Annotated in this window: 13 protein-coding genes; 8 read left to right on the top strand and 5 right to left on the bottom strand. The window is 44.9% G+C overall.

Going from position 1 to position 19,422, the window contains the following annotated elements:
• The first annotated feature begins 170 nt into the window (after positions 1–170).
• Both G493_RS0109965 and G493_RS0109960 read left to right on the top strand, forming a co-directional pair.
• Positions 171–413 carry a type II toxin-antitoxin system Phd/YefM family antitoxin gene (locus G493_RS0109965; RefSeq protein ID WP_028580256.1) on the top strand — a complete coding sequence of 81 codons (243 nt, stop codon included), beginning with the start codon at positions 171–173 and terminating at the stop codon, positions 411–413.
• Positions 410–673 (top strand): Txe/YoeB family addiction module toxin, encoded by a 264-nt coding sequence (locus G493_RS0109960; protein ID WP_028580255.1) that lies wholly within the window; start codon positions 410–412, stop codon positions 671–673. The genes G493_RS0109965 and G493_RS0109960 overlap by 4 nt, the downstream gene beginning before the upstream one ends.
• Before the next feature lie 655 nt (positions 674–1,328).
• Here the strand turns inward: G493_RS0109960 and G493_RS0109955 are convergent.
• Positions 1,329–3,620 (bottom strand): ATP-binding response regulator, encoded by a 2,292-nt coding sequence (locus tag G493_RS0109955; RefSeq protein ID WP_028580254.1) that lies wholly within the window; start codon positions 3,618–3,620, stop codon positions 1,329–1,331.
• A 341-nt stretch (positions 3,621–3,961) separates the two neighbouring features.
• A complete protein-coding gene (locus G493_RS0109950) occupies positions 3,962–4,564 on the bottom strand; it encodes a TetR/AcrR family transcriptional regulator (RefSeq protein ID WP_028580253.1) in 603 nt (200 codons plus the stop codon).
• 179 nt (positions 4,565–4,743) lie between these two features.
• Here G493_RS0109950 and G493_RS0109945 point away from each other — a divergent pair, with 179 nt between their 5' ends.
• The 4 genes from G493_RS0109945 (at position 4,744) to G493_RS0109930 (ending at position 8,009) form a co-directional block, all read left to right on the top strand.
• Positions 4,744–5,082, top strand: a complete 339-nt coding sequence (locus G493_RS0109945; RefSeq protein WP_028580252.1) for a DsrE family protein — start codon at positions 4,744–4,746, stop codon at positions 5,080–5,082.
• A 317-nt stretch (positions 5,083–5,399) separates the two neighbouring features.
• Positions 5,400–6,074, top strand: a complete 675-nt coding sequence (locus G493_RS0109940) for a hypothetical protein (protein ID WP_028580251.1) — start codon at positions 5,400–5,402, stop codon at positions 6,072–6,074.
• Between the two features lie 664 nt (positions 6,075–6,738).
• Positions 6,739–7,656 (top strand): hypothetical protein, encoded by a 918-nt coding sequence (locus tag G493_RS0109935; RefSeq protein ID WP_028580250.1) that lies wholly within the window; start codon positions 6,739–6,741, stop codon positions 7,654–7,656.
• A 2-nt stretch (positions 7,657–7,658) separates the two neighbouring features.
• The gene (locus G493_RS0109930) at positions 7,659–8,009 is read left to right on the top strand and encodes a P-II family nitrogen regulator (RefSeq protein ID WP_028580249.1); all 351 of its coding nucleotides are present in this window, start codon (positions 7,659–7,661) and stop codon (positions 8,007–8,009) included.
• A 155-nt stretch (positions 8,010–8,164) separates the two neighbouring features.
• Here the strand turns inward: G493_RS0109930 and G493_RS0109920 are convergent, their stop codons facing one another.
• Positions 8,165–9,409 (bottom strand): phosphatidylserine decarboxylase, encoded by a 1,245-nt coding sequence (locus G493_RS0109920; RefSeq protein ID WP_205623661.1) that lies wholly within the window; start codon positions 9,407–9,409, stop codon positions 8,165–8,167.
• A 131-nt stretch (positions 9,410–9,540) separates the two neighbouring features.
• The gene (locus G493_RS0109915) at positions 9,541–12,315 is read right to left on the bottom strand and encodes a hybrid sensor histidine kinase/response regulator (RefSeq protein WP_028580247.1); all 2,775 of its coding nucleotides are present in this window, start codon (positions 12,313–12,315) and stop codon (positions 9,541–9,543) included.
• A gap of 291 nt (positions 12,316–12,606) precedes the next feature.
• Between G493_RS0109915 and G493_RS0109910 the strand changes: the two genes are divergently transcribed.
• Positions 12,607–13,698 carry a DUF4388 domain-containing protein gene (locus tag G493_RS0109910; protein ID WP_028580246.1) on the top strand — a complete coding sequence of 364 codons (1,092 nt, stop codon included), beginning with the start codon at positions 12,607–12,609 and terminating at the stop codon, positions 13,696–13,698.
• An 88-nt stretch (positions 13,699–13,786) separates the two neighbouring features.
• On the opposite strand, the gene G493_RS0109905 is transcribed toward G493_RS0109910, so the two are convergent.
• On the bottom strand, positions 13,787–15,979 hold the full coding sequence (locus G493_RS0109905) for a transporter substrate-binding domain-containing diguanylate cyclase (RefSeq protein WP_084813515.1): 2,193 nt from the start codon (positions 15,977–15,979) through the stop codon (positions 13,787–13,789).
• Positions 15,980–16,462: 483 nt separating this feature from the next.
• Between G493_RS0109905 and G493_RS0109900 the strand changes: the two genes are divergently transcribed.
• Entirely contained in the window at positions 16,463–19,390 is a 2,928-nt protein-coding gene (locus tag G493_RS0109900; protein ID WP_028580244.1) for a radical SAM protein, read from the top strand.
• Positions 19,391–19,422 lie beyond the last annotated feature (32 nt).

The following is a 19,422-nucleotide window of genomic DNA, read 5'->3' as shown; positions in this document are numbered from 1 at the left end:
CTGTTACAGGAATATACACTATTTTCTGCCGCATAGCGGCTTCGTCCAACCATCGCCTCCACTCGGACCCCGCAAACAGCGCGGGGCCGGTGAGGCGGAACGTTGTGTGTAAAAGAAAAAAATTGACTTTGCGATCGCAATGGCGTACGTTTTGTTCAGGAGGTACTATTATGAATATACTAAATGCTACAGAAGCAAGATCAAAGCTATACAGGCTAATTGATGAAGCTGCAGAGACGCATGAGCCAATTGTTATCACCGGAAAAAGAAGAAATGCAGTGTTAATTTCCGAAGAAGATTGGAATGCTATTTCAGAAACCATGTATCTGCTTTCAGTTCCCGGAATGAGAGAGTCAATCAAAGAAGGCTTAAACGAAAAACTGTCAAATTGCTCAAAGGAACTTGATTGGTGAATTGGGAACTGGTTTTTACAAAACAAGCTCAGAAAGACGCAAAAAAACTTTCTGAATCAGGCCTTAAAAAGAAAGCTCAGAAGTTATTAGACATCATCAAAGAAAACCCCTATCAAAATCCACCACCATATGAAAAATTAGTTGGCGATTTATCAGGTGCATACTCTCGAAGAATAAATATTCAACATAGATTGGTTTATCAACCTTATGATGAAGAAAAAATAGTGAAAGTCATCAGGTTATGGACTCATTACGAATAAAATCTCACACAACCAGGCACTCCACAGGACCCGCAAACAGCGCGGGCCTGTGAGCTAAACGTTCAGGTGCTCTATCTGGCTTAATTTGGTGGCGGTTATTGTGGCGGTTTTAATTCATTGTGAGCGTTTTAAATGTATTGATATGCAAAATGCATGTTGTAACTTGTTGATTTTGCATAGGCTATAATCCGGTAATCCTGCCTTGGGAGCAGGAGGTCGTAGGTCTGAATTCTACCGCCCCGACCATTTTTTCAACGGGTTACACAGTTTATGTGTAACCCGTTTCTTTCTGTGTGGCGGATAATGGCGGCAATTTTGTTATTTTTCACGCTGGGATCTGCAGCTTCTAAAAGTGAAGTTACGTCCACTTCCGTTGGTATCCGTTTCCTGGTAGCTGTGTGAAGCAGTTTTTGAATGGAGGTAACAGGATTATGTGAATGATATTTAGATTTGGATATCCAATTGCTTGATACAGCTATAATTCATGCCGAAGCGGCACTTAAAGCTTCAGTTTATTTCAATATATAAACCAACCAACCAGCCATAAAGAGCTTGATTTTGTAGGATCGTGGCAAATGCTTACCATGTGGAGAAAAATGCCAACGGCCAAGAAGACTGTATCAGCATGATCAAACAATGGATGGAGGTCAATAATTCAGGACTGCAAGGTAGCCTTTACCAGCCGTCCTAGTTGTCTCAGGCTGTAGGGTTTGGATATAAAATTTTTTGCCCCGGCAGCCAGGGCGGCTTTCACATCAGAATCTTCCGAGAATCCACTTACAATCATAGCTTTCTGCGCAGGTCGTATGGCCACAATTTCAAGATAGGTTTGGAGACCGTTCATCCCTGAAGGCATGATCATGTCAATCAGGATCAAATCAACATTGTTATCGGTCAAATATCGAATGGCCTCCTCGCCGGAACAAACAGCTGCGACATCGTAATGTAATTCGCCAAGCATCTGTTGTGCTATATCACGCTGCTGTGGTTCGTCGTCCACAATCAGGATCTTTTCCTGTGCCCCGTAGAGACTTTCCTTCTGTAGCTCTCCATTCTCCACATCGGGTCCTTCTGGACATTGGGGGTAATAGAGTGTGAAAATGCTACCGTTGCTGTCGCTCTCAACTTCAACTGCGCCATTGTGATCCTTCATGGCATTCCACACAACGGAAAGACCAAGCCCTGTACCGCTACGTCCCATTCTCTTGCTGGAATAGAACGGTTCAAAAATATGCTGCAGGTCCTCTTGAGCGATGCCCGGACCACTGTCGCTTACCCGGATAAAACAGTACTCGCCTGACTCAACACTCAATTTGCCGGTCGTCTGTGGATCGAACCGACACCTACCGGTGGATATCTGGCAATAACCACTCTGGTCCATCGCCTCAAGGGCGTTTCCGACCAGATTCATAACACATTTTTTTACATGTATGGCAGAGCAATGCACTGGCAGTTGTTCCTCTGAGAGGTCTGCCGTGACAATGATTGCAGAATGATTCTCCTGCAATTTTTGAAACTCGGGAGAGCACAGGTATTCGTTCACTAACTGATTAAGATCGAGTGTCTCCTTTTTACACGCAATGCCCCGAGCTACCATAAGCAGATCTTCCACGACTGCGGCCGCACGCTGGCCAGACTGCTGTATCGCCTTGATTGTCGGCCTGAGCGTGCTGTCCTCAGGCAGCTTCAAGAGCAGTAGTTCGGGGTAGTTGATGATTCCCGATAGGATATTGTTGAGGTCATGAGCTACGCCTCCGGCAAGAAGGGCGATTGATTCCATTTTCTCCGCTCTTGTCAGGCGGTTCTTTATCTCTTCGCGTTCTTTTTCCTTGTTGATACGCTCGGTAATATCTTTCACCATGAACAGGAATCCAGCATGGTCATTCTCCGGGCCGGTGATTTTTGTAACTTGAGCCTCGAGCGTTTTCCCATCCAGTTCGAAACAAAACTGAAAGGATCCATCGCGATTCACGATATCAACCACCCTCTCTGCATAACTGGAAGCCGGCACTCCAATCCTTTCTGCGAGATCGAGAAAATTATGATTGAGCACTTCACCAACCGGAAGCTGAAAAATGTTCTCAGCTGCGTTATTGCAATATTCGATGTCGTAGCTAGGAGCGATTGCAAGGATAGCCGTATCAATGGAGGACTGCAGCACCGAGTTGAGATAATAAAAGTTGTTAAGAGCAATTTTCTTTTGTTTATCTGCTTCTCGAAAGAGGAGATGAACTACCGTAAATGCCCCTGAAAGAAGAAAAAATGTGATCACGGAAAGTATTGACGCCGTACGATCCGCCTTAGCCAGCAACTGATTGACCGGAATTCTAACGGACATCAGCCCTCGCATGTACCCCACCTCTTCATAAAAACCAGCCGTATCACCATACAAATCGATCATTTCCTGAGGTGCATCGACCGGGTCGCCATGACATTTCAAGCAGTTGACCATATTTCTGTCAATGGGAAGAGCATAATACAAAAAAGCATCATCGCCAATATGGACAAGCTCTTGGTATTCCTTGAGCTTTCCGCTATTAAAGGCTGCAAGAAGTTCGAGTTCGGCTGAATCTGCCTTGTTGGAAGGGTTGCGCGGATTTGGAGAAGCAAATTTGAAGTAAATCTCCTCAAGTCCGGCATCATTGCGGCTTTTGTTCTGCAATTCATTGATATTTCGTGATATAAATGTTCCCGACAGCAGTTTCGGAGAAAAATATTCCTCGTAAAGCCGTTGTGTTTTCTTCAAACGATAGATTTCCGGCTTCTGGGTGTACTCGACATAGTCTCTTGTTGCCTTGTGATTGAGCAAAAACGCGGAAAGGTTATTTTCCGCCTGGTCTAACGCCAACTTCCGGCATTGGTGAAATATACTGAACACTATGAAAATAAAAGCGAAACAGAACAGGATTGAGGTGATCCATAACCTGCCCTTTGCCCAATTATGCATGATGTTCTCCAGTCAGGGGTAACGGTGGCCGGATAGCAAGAAAAGAGACCGATGCAATAAGAATCTGTTGCTCAAATCATTGATGCTGATATTGAAGTATCTTATCACAGTATAGCAATCATACCAATATGACCATTTATTGAGTATGGCATCATTCTCAACATTACTCCAACCATAAGCTTCTACATATATGCCAGACGGCAGAAACAAGGCGCAATTTTCAACTTCGAAATAATTGCAAAGTCTTCTTAATTATTAGAAAAGTCGAAAAAACTTTTGATTTCTTGGTCTCTTGGCGGATTTTGGAGGACTCTCCTCAATCCGAAATAATCAGTAAAGTTTCAGCCTCGAAACTTGAGTTCTTTGCTTTCGACAACCTTTTCATCCCACGGCAGCCATGGCAGGCCCTGTCTAAGGGCCAAACGCATTCGTTTTTCAGGGTTCTTTTGATAGCCATACACCCGCAAGCCAAAACTATGCAGCATGATGCTGGTCGCTCTGCTTTGACTGAGTTCCAGATCATATTCGCGCTCCAAATATTGTTGAAACAAGGCTTCCATTTCTGCCAGTTTTGCGGCAGCATGGGCATACAGTTCGTTTCCCTCTCCAGCCAGTTCAAGTTGAGTCTTGACAAGAAAGCAACTTCGGAAATCGTGTGCCGCTGCGTCATTTACCAACCGATCCAAATGGTGGCAGATTCCTTTTCCTACGCTGCTTGCGCCATCCAACGTTCGGCGAATCCGCATTAATCTTTTTTGTGCGTAGTTTTCCAGGGCTTCTTTGAACAGGGCTTCTTTATTTCCAAAGGAGTAATAAATCGAGCCTGGTTTGAGTCCTGTTACTTTTACAACCTGCTGCATTGAAGAGCCACTGTAGCCATGGTTCCAGAACAATTCGGTAACCTTGTAGATTATTTCTTCCCTGTTAAATTGGGCCTTTGCCATATTTTCACCTGAGTTTCCAGTATTATACTGGCTTGTAGCACTTAAAGATTTTAATTTGAATAATCATTCAAGTAAATATTGACAAGACCTTTTTGCAGGTTTAACTTGAATGCTTGTTCAAGATAGATGCGTTCTCTCTATCTCTGTGAGTTACACAATAACACAATGAGGAAATGGCTATGCCTAATAAGCTTAATATTCTTTGGACCAACGCTGACCCGGTGACTGCGGAATTAATGGTTTTGATGTATGCACATAACACTCTAAAGAGAAAACTGTGGGAACAGGTCAGAGTCATCATTTGGGGTGCCACTGCTAAATTAGTGGCGGAAGATGTTCACATTCAACACCTGATAAAGGATGCGCAAAAAGACGGAGTGGTTTTCAGTGCATGTGTGGCTTGTGCTGAACGCCTTGGGGTGAAGGGAGAACTTAAAGAGCTGTCGATCGAAGTAAAATCCTGGGGGGCTCCGTTGACAGAACTGATGCAACATGATGAAAAACTGATTACCATCTAAGAGATAGTTGTATCGCAAGATCAGATGCTCTGTGAGTAGTTACCCCGGAGCTGGATCGAATTTGTTGCAGCATGCGATCTCAACTGCTGCTGACCATTGTGGTCTGTATCTTTCTGGTGTTGCTGCAAGCGGTGATACTCGCCAAAAGATGATTGCGGTCAACATTTTGAGAAGATGCCATACATTTCAGCAGCCGTTGTCAAATACCAATGTATGAATTACAAAGTATCCGGATATTGCAGGTCACAACGCATGCAGACATCAGCGAAGGGTGGTCGAATAAATGACCATTCAATCTCGATTGCCAGGAGGTAACAATGAAAATCGTACTGTTTGTAATAGGGGGGCTCACCATAGCTTTTTTTGCGCTTATTTGCAAAGCGGCCATTGCCAGCGTAAAAGAAATGTTAGATCCAGATTCGATGTTTGTTGAGCCATCAGAAAACATCGACAGTACAACTGATACCATGTTTAAAAAATGTTTTGATGAGACAAATATATGGGCACAATATCACAGATTTGAATTTTTTGAATATATAGATTTCGTAAGTAAAACGAGCGGGAAAACGATAAATTGTGTGTTTTGGTTCAATCAAGACAAAACTCTTGCGTTTGCAATGTTCTATGTTGAGGGCAAAACTCATTTTGATTTTGTAACTAAATTCGAAAATGAATGGGGGTTAACAACTTCATCAAGTAAAGATGGTGGAATGCTGCCGACTCTTCCAACGAATTTTGCTCAATATTTTCCGGGATTGACTTTAAACGAAACCTGGAAGCACCATTCAGAAGCTGAAACATATATTGAAAAGAAGTATGGGTACACAAAAATACCATTTGATAGAAATATTATATCAGAGGTAAAAAAAGCTATTTTTAAACAAGCTAACTATGTAACAAGTCTTTTTCTCTGGCAATTTCGTGCTCCGTATTGGTTTTTTATTCGTAGAAATTTGGTCTCAAACAAGAAAATTTCAGAGAAATTAACATAGCAACCGTGCTGCTGGGCCGGTATGAAGCACTGATCTATTTTCGCGACCATAAACGTTCAGTGTGGATGCAACTTGTATGGCATTAATCATTTTTCGATATAAAAACCGGATGGTTACATGCTGTCCGGTTTTTTTATGCAACACATTCTCTATAATTTCCCCACTATAGCATGACAAGGTTCGTTTCTCCCAACACCTGCATTGCTTTTTCGGTTGATCGACTTCTTATTAGTATACATACAGCAAAAAATTCGGGGTGCTTCTGGAGGTAACCGGTCACAGACTCCACGGAGTCTGTGACCGGTTACAACTCAGAACTAATTGAAATGCCAGTATTGTTACCCCCGTGATCAGTTACTTCTGTAGAGGTGGTGTTATTTCTGTGACTGGACGATGAAGGCACAACGAATGAGTAGTGAAGTATAGAGTTTTACTTCATGTTTGTAGGGTATTTGTCTCCCTTGATTACAGTTATGTAATTCGCTCCGCGAAAGAAGTGGATGGAAAGAGCTGTGGACATCATTTTCTAATCATCGAATGACGGTGTATCAGGTTGTTAGAAGACGATAGAACTGCCTAAAATGTTTAATCTTTTTCGGCATATTATTTGCTTCTTTTGATGTGAAAGCGATTTCCATACCTCCACATTACAAGGTGCCAAGATATGCAGACGCACAAGATTGAGTTACACACTGCCGGAACCCAACTGGAAGAGCTGGATTTTTTATTTGACTTCGACCCCGAAATAATCGGCGGAGTTGTTCTCCGTTATTTTGGCGTAAGTAATCGGCAGGAATCCGTTTGGCGAAAGATCGGCCCTCGATCCCTTTCAAGAAAGCAATCTGCCGATATGAAAGTTGAGATGTTTATTACTGAGCCGCCACCATCTTTGTTAGCGAAGCTTGCAACTGTTAAGGCTGTTCGTGATCTACGTATAAGTCGCTGCACAATGCTTGATGCAGCCCAATTGGAGACGTTTGAGAGCGCATACGAGGAGAGCGACGCAGCTGCCTCTGAGCCTGTTGCTTCATCTTCTGCGCGGTGTCGGGTCGAACCGGCTGTGGCTGGCAGATCTCGTGTGAAAATAGAGGCACCAGTGGATGACTCGTTTCTTGAGAAGATTTTTTTTATTCTATATTTACATCAACTCTCAATTGTATCTGGCAGGAAGTTTCGACAAGGAGAGGGCGATTATGCAATATTGACTATTCTTTCACGACAGACCGAGCAGCTTGCTCAATTTGCTGCCGATGTAGAACAGGAACTTTGCAACGATATGGCGAACACCCGCGACATTCCGGCGTTGCGTGCCAATCCTGGAAAAGATATCGATATCGCACTCTCCTGGCAGAAATCGAAAGGCCTTGCCAAACTGAAAATATCAGCTGTTTCGGCAGATATGCCATTCTTACGTTATACAATGCACCGGTTGTTCAATAAGCTGGGGTTGGATGTTTATATCGCTCATATGCAGAGCAGGGAGGATACGTTGGAAGACACCTATCATCTGCGGGCTTCCTCTCCGGCTGCAGATATTAACACCCTCGTAAATACTTTTTGTCAACACCTTCAAGGAAGATAGTAATGCGAAAAATAGAAGTATTCTTACCGTTATCCATAGATAATGAGGCTGTCTCTGAAAGTTTGTTGGATGCCGGGGCTTTTTCGGTTTCCATTACGGCTATGCGTGTTTTTAATCGTGATCAGAAACGCGTTGGGAATTATCGGGGAGCACGATATGCGGCTCAATTTGTGCAGCAGCTCAAGGTGGAAATTGTGGTTGAGCCGGTGGCCATGCAGCCTGTGATGACTGTTATGCAGGGGATTTTAAAGGAAAATGATCAAGTTGCAAAGCAGGTTCGGGTATTTATATCTGAGCTTGAAGAGTTAGGGGGCGTTGATACGAAGACACAAAATGCTGGAGCCGTACAATAGTGCAACGGCTTAAAATTGAGGAAAAATGTGGAGTAACCATGAAAACATCTTCAATATGCCGCTGTCCATGCAGCTACTGGCACCTCCGGCAATGATTTTTCTGTATGCCGGAGGTGAAATAAACCCATATAAAAGCGTTGCAGAATGACAGCTTGTCAGTCGTTTGAACTCGTATCAAACAGACCAATCTGGTTTCCAAGCCGTACTTTAATAGCTGCCGATTTGTATTTGCCGGGCTCAAAAATCAGGATCACCAGTGACCCACCATAAAGAAAATGGCCCAGTTCATCCCCGCGTTTTACCGGTACCGGCCCTTTGGCGTTCAAAAACTTCTCTTCAAAGATGACTGACCCGACGGTGCTGAGTCCTACAGGAACAACTGCTACTACGCCGTATTTTCCTGTATCAATGATGAAATATCCTCGCTGGTAACTTTCAAAGGCACCAAAGCTGGCCCCGTGATATCCTACGTTTCCACTGGGTGGTACAAATTTTGGGAAATCCTCCATACCCAGCAAAGCACCTGGCACCAGCCGGGTTTCTACAACTTTTCCGCTTACAGGGGCGTGATAGTGATGGTAGGTGTTTGGCATTAGGATGCATGACATGGCAGTACCGCCCACGAAGTTTTTCCAGTGCTTCGATCCTGCAAGCAATTGACTGATGTTCAGCTCCTGTGTTCCCTTGGTGTGGATTTTGGTGCTTTCGTCAACTATGTTGACCGGAATGCTGTTTACAATGGCATCTGTGGGAGATGATATGACATAATCCCGCTCAGGCATGGTCTGGGGACGAACTTTGTTAATATCTTTAAACCTGCGGGAGAAAAAATTGTTGTAAGACTTGAATCCACCGTCTGGTGCCGAGGGGTCTGGTATCAGGTATTCTTCCTTCTCTATGCGGGGATCAGCCAGCCACTGGCTTATTTGTTTGGTGGATTCATCGCTGTTGAGAAAATTGCCACGTTCCTTTGCGAAGCTGTCAAAAAGATCAATGCCGGGGGCTGTTTGAAAAGCTAGCCTGGCAAACGGATTTTTATACGCAAACAGGTCCATCTGCTCTATGTACTTGAGCCCTGTGTCAGAGCTGCCCTTTGCCTCTGGCAGGAATGTGCACCACTCCGCAAAGAAAGAAACCATATCAACAAAGGATTTATCTATCCAGGGATTGCCTCCATCACGATAGCCTTGCGGTACTTGCTGTATAGTAATGAAGGCCTGGTCAATGAGCGTTTTGAATACTTTGTCGTGTTGGTACGATTGAATCATTTTTGAAATGGAGGCGTTACATGGATTGTCCGCAGGTACATCCATTTTTTCAACCGCGACAGACAACTCGGGACGCGTAAATATTGCTAGCAGTATGAAAGCCCAAAGGAACATGGAAGCTGTCTTTATCATAATTCGTGCCTCTCTGTTAAGGAGTATTGGTTTTGTACAGCAGTAGCGGAAGATCTGAAGCGTTTTATGGCCTCTATGACATAGGGTACCAGGTTGTGGGCCAGACGACTGTTTTGGGAAAACAGGTTATGTTAGGTGTTGTGAAGCGCCTTATGTACGTTAAGTGCGATATCGTACTTACGTACAGGCTTCATTAAATAATGCTGCAGGCCTTTTTGCCGTGCATTCTCAAGTGAAATTTCCTCGCTGAAACCGGAGCAGAGGATCATGGGAAGATTTATTCCTCTGGCACGAATTTCCCTTAACAGGGCCAATCCGTTGAGTTTAGGCATGTTGTAATCTGAGATGATTAGCTGAAACCAATCGGGATGACGCACGATTTCTGCCAGGCACTGCTCCGGATCCGTAAAACCTGTTGCTTGATAGCCAAGTGATGTGAGAATCCGGCATCCCATTGTCATCAGGGGTGCCTCGTCATCCAGCCAAATAATGTGTTCATTGTTGCCATAGAGAATTTTTTCAGAGATGATGGCTTGCTGTGTTTCCTGCTGCTGGCTGATTGGTAAATGGATAGTAAAGGTGGTCCCTTGACCTATTTTGCTGTCAACATGGATGGAGCCGGCAAGGTCGGTAACAATGGAATGCACCAGTGAAAGGCCTAGTCCGGTCCCCTTGCCGACTTCTTTGGTTGTGTAGAACGGCTCAAAAATTCGTTGTTGCACCGCATCAGGAATACCCTCTCCAGTATCGCTGAATGTTAGACGCACAAAAGTGCCTGGCTGTATTTGAAAGGCTCGTGCCTCCTCTTTGTTGAGTTCCACCCTTTTGACGATAAGGCTAAGTTTGCCACCGTTAGCTGCCATGGCGTGACAGGCATTGGTACAGATGTTCATTACAATCTGATGAATCTGGGTGGGGTTAGCCATGATTTGTCCCACATTTTCTTTGAGGTCCAGATGTATGCTGATCGACGACGACGTTGCGGCCTGGATCAACTTCATCGTCTCTTTAACAACTGCAACAATCTCCAGCGGTTGCTTATCCTGATCGCTTTGTCGGGAGAACGCGAGTATCTGCTGTACCAATTTTGCTGCACGGCTTCCTGCGGAAAGAATAACCTCCAATGATTTGGCTACACTGGTACCTGGTTCCACCTTTTCGGCAGCCAGTTCAGCATACCCTATGATAGCCGAAAGGATATTGTTGAAATCGTGGGCGATACCACCTGCCAATGTTCCCAAAGCCTCCATCTTTTGTGTTTGCTGAAGTTGATGTTCCAGAGCCTGTTTTTTTAATTCGGCTTTTCGTTGGGCGGTGATATCGGTTACAAGGCCAAAACTGCCGATAATCTTCTTTTGTTTGTCGAGAAGCAGGGCCGGGGAGATGGAAGAGAGCAGCATGGTACCGGATTGTGTTAGCCAGGTTACTTCGTAGGAGGGGAGTAATCCTTGGTTCCGATACTGAAATTGTTGACGAAATATTTGTCTGTCCTCTTCTTTGAGGAAATCTTCCATAGAGTGGCCAACAAGTTCCTCCACATTATATCCAAGCATCTCACCAAGCCTGGCGTTGCAGTAAGTGATTTTACCCTCAGGGTTTAATACAACCAATCCTTCCTGCATGGTTTCCAAGAGGGTGGCATGTTTGTATTCACTTTCTCGCAGCGCCTGTTCTGTCTCTTTGCGGGTGTTGACTTCATCCACAAGGTGGGCATTTTGCATCTGCAATTGGCTGGTTCGCTTCGCAACAATTGCTTCCAGGTTTTCATTGGTTTTCTTCAATGACAATGTGGCCTGATCTCTTCGCATTCGAGCTCTGGCAAGGAGGAAGGAAAAGATAAAGATGATAATGGTTGCAAGGCAGGCTGCGGCCAGCATTTGTTGGCGGAAGTTTTGCAGTGACTTGGCAATATCTTCCTGGTGCACCTGGGAAATAATTTTCCAGTAATACTCGGAGGTACTCAGGGCATGTTGGCTGTCACCAGTTGCTGTTGGTGAACCGGTGCTGGAGATGATGTTTGTATGCAGAGGCCGAACCGTCTTGTATGTATAGAGCCCGTTTGTGCGCATAATCTGACCGGTTTCTCGTACATTGATGATAGAGGCCCAGAGTTCCGGCTCCTGGTTTGCGAAGGTTTGGCTGGTATGTTCGGGAAACATAAATCCCCATTCCTGATGCTGATTACTGGCCAGCCAGTAGCCATTGCGGTTGAGCAGCATGAGGTTGCCGTCCTGGCTTTCGCTCCATTTTTTTAGGTTTTCAAGGAGCACTTTTGCCTTGTAATTAATGATAGTTACACCAATTTTTTTTCCAAATGGATCCGTGAGCACACGTCCAAAGCGGATCATTGGTTTCAGAGGGCGCTCAAGTTGACCATGCTCTATATTAAGATCCAGGGGGGATATAAAAACTTGGTTGGGATCAAGTTGCCACGTATCTTTGAAATAGTAGCGCTGATGTTTATCCTGCAACCTCTCTCGAGGAACTAACTCGGCATGGTTGGCTGAAAAGTTGACACGAATCCTTTCCAATCCATGCGCATCGAGCAGGCGTATTTGATCGTACATGGGATGGCTTTCGGCAAATGAGAGAAAGGTTTTTTCCAAGAGCTGAAAACGATACGGATCCTTTGTTTCAGTATTTTGATAATAGAGTTGGGTGGCAATCTTGGTCAAATATAACAGGTCTTCGAGAATGGGATCGATGGAGTCGTAGATGAGCTGCTCTCCCACGACGACTGCATTGGTTTCCTTTTCTTTCAACAGGTTTATGTGACTCCGGATTTCCATCTCATAGACGAAAAACATTCCCGTGAGAATGAGGCATGTGGTGGGGATGAAAATGAAAAAAAAATCCTTGATGTTCAATGCTGCAAAGGAGATGTTATGGGTGAAAGAACAAGACATTTTTTCTGAAACCCCAATAAGAAGAGAGGGAGATCACCATGAGCAAGATGTGATCCGTCTCAAGTAGTTGCCTGTCACTTTCAGTATGGCACATAAAAAAAGAACAGGTCAAGCGAGGGAGCTTTTTTAATTTATTTGCAGGGGCTTGATTCCTAAAGTGTATTTTCTTCTTTGACGTTTCATGGGTTCTCAACGTAACATAATTACAAAACTTTTGTGCGGACATGCCGCTGTGTGTTTGAGAAGTGCAGAAGACGACTGTGAATTCTTCAGTTTTGGATAGATAGGTAAATGCAGGTCAACAAAAAAAAGAAAACAATTCGTAATGCGGTTTTTATCGTCACCCAGGAACGATCATGTCCCATTTATAGTGTTGGTGAGGAGCTCAAGGTGACCAATCACATCCTCAGGGGATCATCCTCCAAGCCTGGGTGCCTTATTCTGAGCCAGAAGCTTGTGGAAATTCTTACGTCCCAGGTCAGGCTCAGTGGTTTGCCCGCTTTGAGTGAAAACAAATCTCGTTTTGATTGTGGAGGCTGTGATGGGCTGATCCAATTTGAATATAAGCGAGACAAGGCATATGCTACTGTGCAGATGAAACTGCTTGATGATGCAGAAAAGCTCCGCCGCAAACAACTTCTTGCCAAATATTTTGGAGTATTACGAAGCCTGTCTCTTTTTGAATCCCTTGACGATGATGCGCTGGCAGATCTGATCTCCCTTTTGGAGTTTAAAACCATTCCCATTAATAAGGCGATAGTGAAAAAAGGAGATCCCGCCACCTATATCTACGTTATCTTGAAGGGGGTACTCGGATTGATTGCCGAGGATGGATCAAAAATCGGTGAATTGGGAGCAGGAGAGCTGCTGGGCGATATGAATCTTGTTTCCGGCGAACTTTTCAGTGAATCGGTTCATACCCTGTCTGCAACCAAGGTGGCTATGCTGAGTGAAAAGAATTTTAAAAATGCCATTGTAAGGTATCCTGTAATACAGCTTTTCCTCTTTAAAATGCTGGTAAAACGTGCCCAGACCCTGAATTTACGCTCTGGCAATATCGCTTCAGGTATGACTGGCGAGCTGGGGGAAATATCTATCGTAGATCTTTTACAGCTCATGCATACAGCACAGAAAACCGGAACAGTGGAGCTTTTGCTTCATCAGGGGCAGGCCCTGGTGTTTTTTAATTATGGTGAGATTGTCCATGTTCGCTTTAATACCCTTCGGGATAAAGATGCTCTGTTCTCCCTGCTTGGTAGCAATCAAGGACATTTCAGCTATTCCAAGGGCATCCCGGATGAAATTCGGGAGCATCCCCCGCTCGGTGATTTTATAGGGACATTGATGGAGGGTTTGCAGCGGCTGGATGAAGAAGAGGCATAATACGTATTCCTCAGGACGCTTTCAACCTATCGGATTTGCTGCGTCCCCCGGTAAAGTCGGTCGCATTTTTACATGCCGGTCACCCCCCTCAACTATTTGTTGGAGCTGCTGTAACAACCTTGTTGCGTCCCTTGTTTTTGGCCTCATACAGGCAGGCGTCTATGCGTGAGATAAAGGTTGTAATATCTTCCCCTGGTTCATATTCTCCCAATCCGAAACTTACCGTAATTTTTTTGTTGATGCCAAAGGCTGTGGATTCGATGGAACTTCTCAGTTTTTCGGTAAAACCAGCTCCTCCTTCACGATTGGCACCTGGAAGTATGATTAAGAACTCTTCACCACCCCATCGTCCAAGATGGTCTGAATGACGCATAGCCTTTGCTATATGACCGGCCAGCTTTTGAAGTACCCTGTCTCCTGTCAGGTGACCAAAGGAATCGTTAATAGACTTGAAATGGTCAATGTCGCAGATGACCAGGGTGAGTGGATCGCCGGTCATTGCCACACGATCCATTTCCGCTTGCAGTCGCTGTTCAATGGATTTTCTGTTGAGCACCTGGGTGAGATGATCAATGGTTGAGGCATGCTGAAGCCTGGTATTCAAGGCCTGCAGTTTTCTGGTATAGCGATTGAGGGTAAGTTGCCGCCAAAGCAGAAAAACAAGAATCATAAAAAAGACAATGACGATTCTTATCACTGTCGCTCTGGGCATCAGATGGTTTTCGATTTCCACGTTCAGCCATTTTTTGTAGAAACCGATTTTTTCCTGTTCACTGAGGGAGGTTACACCTTTATTCAGAAGTGAAAGTAAAAGCTTTTCTTCTTTCCTGACTCCAATTTTCATACTGTTCTGTTGGGGAACAGAGCCCACTATCTGGATGTTTTCCAAGGCAGAACGTTCAATGGTATTAACAATGGTAGGTAAGCTGTCAATGGTTGCAAAAGCCTTGTGTTCACTGACAAGTTTGAGAGCTTCTTCCGTGTTTTCCACCTCGATAATTTGAATTCTGGGATGGTGTGATCGAACATATTCTGTGATGAAAAAATAGGCTTGCAGAGCAATGGTTTTACCGTAAAGTTCCGAATAGTCTCCAATAAATGATGCATCATCTTTTCTGGTGGCGATGACCGTTGCGAAATTAAAATATGGTGTTGTGAAATCAAGATAATCGCTGGATTCCCGGGTTTCGTTCATGAGTGGAATGATATCACAGGCCCCCTCTCGAATGGTGGAGAGGCTCTCTTCCCAGGTGCTGGTTGGTACAAGCTGCAGAGAGAGGTTTAAACGTTTTGCGATGGTATTGATGAGATCGGCGGAAAGACCGCTGTGATGCCCCTGTTTATCAATAAAATCCAGAGGCGGCCAGGAGGGATCAACACATATCCTGACTGTTTTATGCTGATATACATACTCTTTTTCCTGCACCGACAGGTTGATCATGCTTTGTTCATAGATTTCATGAGCCTGGAGGAGCCATTTATGACGAATGTTGTTGAGTTCATCTCCAGATATGGCGTTGAGCCCCTTTTGGATAATGGAATGGAGCAGGGGATCATCGCGTCTTGTGCCAATGGTGAGATTGCTGATAAATGGCTTTTCATCCACCTGAAAAGCCATATGAATGTTGGGGATAACACGTTGGGAAACGATGTAGTTGGCCACTCCAATTTCTTCCATAAAGGCATCTGCCTTGCCTGCGTTCACCGCTTTTATGCACTCAAGAATATCACGTACAGGTAGAAGCCGTACCTCCGGGTGATATTTGGGCATGTTGATTTCAAGATCAAATCCTGCAGGAACAGCTACAGTCCTGCCTGTAAGATCATCAAACGAATGAATGTCGTGTCGATGACTGCCGGCCACGAAGACACCGGTAAGGCTTTTGACGTAAGGAGCGGTAAACTGAAACTGCTCTTTTCTTTCCGGGAGGTCAATGATGTTGAGCATGACGTCAAGCTGACCATTTGCCATCATTGCAACAAATTCGTCCCAGCTTGGTCCGGTAACATATTGGATACGCAGTCCTGTGAGAGTCGCCACCCGGTTCATTACATCAATGCTTATCCCTTGAGGGATACCATGTTCATAGAAATTGAACGGGGGCCAGTCAGTTTCATTATGTACACGAATGGGTTTGTGGTTGGCTATATATTCCTGCTCCCTGAGAGACAGTTCCAGGCTGTATGCTTCATGTGATATGCAGATGAGAGCATAGAGGGTCAGTGCCAGGATGAGAAGCAAACCTTTGGAATGAAAAATCCCCATGAATTGATTACGCATTGTTGAAATATAGTTGAATGAAAAGAAATCAGAGTCGCGATGAACCTATTGTAACAGAAAGATTTTTTTTTTTACTCCTCTGTTGACAGGTATTTGGAAAAAAGATGAGAAGATTCATTTTTGTCACTCACTATCAACGGCATACCGCTGCACTTGGCTGGTCTTTGTTGTTGGTTGCATGACGCATATTGGAGGGCATGTGAAAGATAGTACCAGGTTCGTTGTTACAGGAGCAGAAAAACATAAAGTACATCCAGGCCATATCCCTGAGGTAAGACAGGGAGCGTCATATGCACCGTGCAAAAACAGCATGCTGAATTGCCCTGGCACTCACATCTTTTCATGCCGGCTGTTAATGCGTTGAAATGGAATATTTTATGAATATGGCACATGAGAGTTGTCAGATATGGAGGCATGTGTCACCTTAGTTCATGCAGCAGCATTACATGGTGGTGAACTCAGGGCAAAAGAATACAACAGCAAATGGATACAAATATGATCGCGGCATGGCAACGTACTGCATATGGAAAAACTCCCATCTATATTCATCCGCAAAGACCAGATTGGTTTGTTCCCAACAGTGTTGCAGATACGGCATTGCAAAGTGTGCTCTCCGGAGATAAGGCTTCAGATGCGATCCGCTGGCTTTGCAGGAGATTGGACGGCCCAGTGGCACATGGGTACCAATTTCGAACTGAGCAGCTTGCCTTGGGGGAATTAAAGGAATGCTGGTTGCATGTCACGAATCAATGCAATATGCATTGTAAGCATTGCATGTTTCAATCATCGTCTCAAGCCAGTGATAAGCTCTGCACAGCAGATTGCCTTGATGTGATCAGAGAATCGTATGAACTTGGATGCCGTATTTTTTATTTCACAGGTGGCGAGCCTTTTCTTTCAAAGGCTTTTTGGAATAGTATTACGGATGTACTCGAACGTAGCGGAACCCACGCCGTTGTTTTGACAAATCTTACCCTGATAGCGCAGAAAAAAGATTTTTTTCAGAATTTTCCCAAGGATCGTCTGCATTTCCAGGTAAGCATTGATGGAATGGAAGCCAACCATGATGCCCTTCGGGGAGATCATGCCTTTGAACGGTTGGACAGAAACCTGTCCATCATTCATGAGCTGGGCTTTCCTGTAACCCTTGCCATGACTGTGACCAGTAACAATGTTGCTGAAATGGAAGAGGTAATAGATTTTGCTGCAGCAAAGCATGTTACCAATGTTCATTACCTCTGGCTTTTTCAGAAAGGTAATGCCAGGGACATGCAGTTTGTTGAGCCAGGGGCTATTTTTCCCCATCTGGTTGCAGCTCAGGAACGTGCCGAAAAAATGGGCGTGACCATTGATAATGTAGAAATTCTACGGTCCCAGATTTTTTCCTGTCCCGGTACCCGATATGACCTGAGCAATGCAGGATGGCAATCCCTGGCCGTCGGGCCTGATAAACATATTTATCCCACACCAGCCCTGATATACAACGAGAGCATGCAATGCGGTCATATTGATGACGGCGTGCAGCAGGTCTGGCTTCACAGTGAGGTCTTGAAACGTGTGCGCAGCGCTTCTCTCAACAACAGCGAAGCCTATAAAACCAATATTTTCCGTTATCTTGTGGGGGGCGGTGATATCGACCACAGCTATATCCATTGCGGTGAGCTTACTGGTGGTGATCCATATGTTGCGTTGTATAATACCATTGCTGCATGGCTTATCGCACGTGAAGCACAGCAGTATAAGGATGTGAGTCATCCTGCCTTTGTTGTAAAAATGGGAGAAAAGCTGGGGGAATGCCCTGTTGAAGGCAGCACGACTTTTTTCACGCATTCCAACTGCGTACTCAGCCTGCCGGGGCATGATACGCGTACCCAGATCAATCAGTTTTACAGTAAAGCAGCTGAAGAGACCCAGGAAGATATCCTCAACCCGATCTGCTATGAGGAATCTCTGGTTCAGCATATTCCGGAAGCAATGCGCTATCGAAGTTATGGTTGTGGTTCACCGGTAATGGAAGCTGATATTCAACCTGGAGAGGTTGTACTTGACCTGGGAAGCGGCACAGGCATTGAATGCTTTATTGCCAGTAAGCTCACTGGACCTGAGGGCAGGGTTATCGGTATTGATATGGGAGATGCCATGCTTGCGGCAGCTGAAGCCACCAAGGGCCATGTTGTTCATAATCTGCAGTATAATAATATCGAATTCAGACAATCATTTTTGGAAGAACTGCCCATCGCAGATGCATCTGTGGACCTCGTGATCTCAAATTGCGTTTTGAACCTTTCGCCGGATAAGCGCAGGGTGTTTTCAGAAATATATCGAATACTGAAGCCTGCAGGCCGTTTGGTTATCTCAGACATCACCTATAATGACACCATACCACTGCACATACAGTATAATGAAAAACTTCGCGGCGAGTGCATTGGCGGTGCCTTGAAATATCATGACCTCTTCGGATTGTTGAATGACATCGGATTTTCACATAGCCGGATACATGCAGGCTATCACTACAGGTCAATACAGGGATATGATTTTTATTCCATAACCTATCAGGCAACAAAACCTCTGCAGCATGCAGAACCTGTACTTTATGATTTCCCTGTGTTTACTGAAATCATGAAGGAAGTTAAAACCGAGCCATCCTGTAACTGTTTTGTAAAACCAGAACCAAAACACGAGGGCTCGGGGCGGGTACGCCCGGCACGAAAAGTGGATTGTATGATCTGTGGTGCCGATCTCGTCTACACCGCAATGGATACAGCAATGACCTGCGATTACTGCGGGCGGACAATGCAGGCAAATGCGCACTGTACCAGCGGCCATTTTGTGTGCGATGCGTGCCATCGTTCAGATGCCGTGGAGATCACAAAACATATTTGCCTGACCAGCAAGGAAAAAGATGCGGCTGTCCTGATGCAGAAAATCCGTTCACACCCTCATTTTGCTATTCACGGTCCTGAACATCACTCTCTGGTACCTGCTGTCATTCTTGCTGCGCTGAAAAACAATGGACATGATATCACCGATCAACAGATAACTACCGCGATTGAACGGGGTACAACTATTGCGGGTGGTGCCTGTGCCTTTTTAGGTGTTTGCGGTGCGGCAACAGGTGTGGGGATATCCTTGTCTGTATTGTTGGGGGCCACTCCTTATGATGGGGAAAAAAGGCAGATGGTCCAGAAAATGACACAAGAAGTTCTGAGAGACATCGCAAGCTATTCAGCCCCCCGTTGCTGCCAGAGAGACTGCTGGATTGCTTTACAGGCTGTATCCCGCATGCTCAAGGAGACTCTTGGGATGACTCTGCCAGTGACGCCCATTGTATGTGAGCAGTTTGCAAAGAATAAAGAATGTATCTTTGCTCAATGTCCATTGTATGCCAAGTCCAAGTCGAAAGAACGCTAATACTGTGCCTTAGCGGAATCCACAGGCGTGTA

It is taken from the genome of Desulfogranum japonicum DSM 18378 (assembly GCF_000429945.1).
Taxonomy (GTDB): domain Bacteria; phylum Desulfobacterota; class Desulfobulbia; order Desulfobulbales; family Desulfobulbaceae; genus Desulfogranum; species Desulfogranum japonicum.
Note: the sequence above shows the minus strand (reverse complement) of the source record. Positions and strands in the feature narration are given on the sequence as shown.